The sequence below is a fragment of the Sneathiella sp. genome (genome assembly GCF_041689005.1).
Lineage (GTDB): Bacteria > Pseudomonadota > Alphaproteobacteria > Sneathiellales > Sneathiellaceae > Sneathiella.
Genome location: NZ_JBDNHC010000009.1, coordinates 1 through 2,516 on the forward strand (window position 1 = coordinate 1; position 2,516 = coordinate 2,516).

Genomic DNA, 2,516 nt, shown 5'->3' on the forward strand with positions numbered 1-2,516 from the left:
ATCCAAAATGGCCGTTACAGCAATATCTGCGGCGCCGCGCCGAAGAGGCGTTGGACACCCCCGTCAGTGCCGAAAAAACGCTGGACTGGTTTGCAACCGAGCCCCCCGCCTCCGGCATTGGCATGCTCCGCTATGGCGAAGCCCTGATAAATCAGGGCCGCAAGGCCGAGGGGATTAACTGGATCAAGCAGGCCTGGACCACAGGCTATTTCACCAATGAGGTCGAAAGCGATATCCTCGTCCGTCATAAGGGGCTGCTCACCCGTATCGACCATGAAAAGCGTCTCGATCATCTATTATGGGAACGTAATATTGGGGCCGCCACGCGTCTGTTTCCCTATGTCGGGTCGGGAGCGGAGAAGCTTGCCGTGGCCCGCATCCGGCTGATGAAAAATGAAGGAAATGTCGATAGTGCCGTGCGCGCCGTCCCGGCAGACCTGCAAAATGACCCCGGATTGATATTCGAGCGCGCGAAATGGCGTCGCAAACAATCGCTGGACAAAGGATCGCTTGAACTCCTGCTGCAGATGGACAGCGCGGTCCCGCGCGCGGATAAATGGTGGCGTGAACGCCACATCCAGGCGCGCAACCTTCTTCTCAAGGGCCAGATATCGGACGCATACCAACTCGCCAGTCGGCACGGCCTTGACCAGGGCGCGGATTTTGCCGCCGCCGAATGGCTGTCCGGCTGGATCGCCCTGCGGTTTCAGAATGATGGCAAGAAGGCACTCCAGCATTTTCTCCGACTTTATGAAAATGTCAGCTACCCGATCAGTCGGGCTCGCGCCGCCTACTGGATCGGCCGGGCACAGGCATCGTTGAGCGATCCGGACATGGCGCAATATTGGTACAAGATTGCCGCCCGCGATTACACGACCTATTACGGCCAGATGGCGCTTCACGAACTGGGGCAAGAGGACTTGCCCACAATCCCCAAGGTAACGAAACCCGACGACCGTGAGGTGAAGGCCCTCGGCATGACGGAGCAGGTCACGGCAGTCCGCAATCTGGCGGAGCTGGATATGCCGTTCTGGGCCAAGTCCTTTCTGCTGCATATGGCCGAAACGGTGACCAAGGAGGAAAGCTATGTCTATCTGGCCCGCCTTGCCACCAAAATTGACCGGCCTGACTATGCCATTGCGATTGCCAAACGGGCGTCCCAACTCGGGACCGACCTCACGGAAATCAACTGGCCAACGCCGTCATTGAAAAAGCGGCATGATCCGCCGATTGAACCGGCCTTGACGCTGGCGATTACACGGCAGGAAAGCGCCTTTGCAGCCGATGCCGTTTCCGGTGCCGGAGCCCGCGGCCTGATGCAGTTAATGCCAGCCACCGCCGAAGCCGTCTCCCGGCAACTGAATGTCGCCTACTCAAAAAACCGGCTCACGGACGATCCGGTTTATAATACCCAGCTCGGCAGTTCCTATCTGGCCGGTCTTATCGATGAATTCGAGGGCTCCTACGTACTCGCGATCGCGGCCTACAATGCTGGCCCGAGGAATGTCCGGAACTGGCTCCGGGACAGTGGCGATCCGCGTTCAGACGATATTGACGTGATCGACTGGATCGAACTTATTCCCTTTTCGGAGACGCGCAACTACGTGCAGCGGGTGATGGAAAACCTGCAGATTTATCGCCAGCGGCTGACTCCGAAACAGGTGAGCCAATTGCAGATCAACCGCGACATTAATCGTGGCGTCGTCATCCAGTAGCGCTCTTTCCGCTCGCTTTCAAAAACTTTACTTGCATTGAACCGTCACTTGTCCAACATACAACGGGGTGCTGAATAAGAAGGTTAACGGATGACTGTTGTAACGCTTAAAAATATCAAGGCTTGTGTCTTTGACGCCTATGGCACGCTGTTCGACGTCAACGCTGCCGCCCGGGAAGAACAGGCGTCGCTCGGCAAAAAATGGGAAGAAGTGGCGGTGATCTGGCGGACGAAACAACTGCAATATAGCTGGTTGCGAAGCCTGCAAAAACGGCATGCTGACTTTTGGCAGGTGACCGGGGATGCTCTTGATTTCGCCCTTCATAGCGCCGGAATCGAGGATACCGATTTACGCGAACGTTTGATGGGGCTGTATCTCAAGCTGTCCTGTTACCCGGAAGTCAAGCCTCTGCTCGAAATGCTGCAATCATCGAACATTAAATGCACCATTCTTTCAAATGGAACGCCGAAAATGCTCTCTGCCGCAACCGGGAATGCCGGTATCTCGCATCTGCTCGACGGTGTCTATTCAATCGAAGAGGTCGGGATTTACAAGCCGGACCCGGCTGTCTACCAGATGGCCGTTGATCGCCTTGGCCTGCACCCGTCGGAAATCTGTTTTCAATCTTCCAACGGCTGGGATGCCTATGCCGCCAAGGCCTTCGGGTTTAATGTCGTCTGGTGTAACCGGTTCGCGCAGCCTGAAGAACGCATGCCGGGAAAACCGGATGCCGAGATAGCCACCCTAGCCGACCTGCCCCCGATTATCGGTATTCCCCCCTTCAGCAGCGAGAGCGTATAA

General features: G+C 56.4%; 2 protein-coding genes. Both read left to right on the plus strand.

Annotation, left to right across the window (positions count from 1 at the left end; all coding sequences use genetic code 11):
* Positions 1–1,715 (plus strand): lytic transglycosylase domain-containing protein (locus ACESNI_RS00975; protein ID WP_373084069.1); only part of this gene is annotated, 1,715 nt, incomplete at its 5' end.
* A 90-nt stretch (positions 1,716–1,805) separates the two neighbouring features.
* Positions 1,806–2,516, plus strand: a complete 711-nt coding sequence (locus ACESNI_RS00980; protein ID WP_373084071.1) for a haloacid dehalogenase type II — start codon at positions 1,806–1,808, stop codon at positions 2,514–2,516.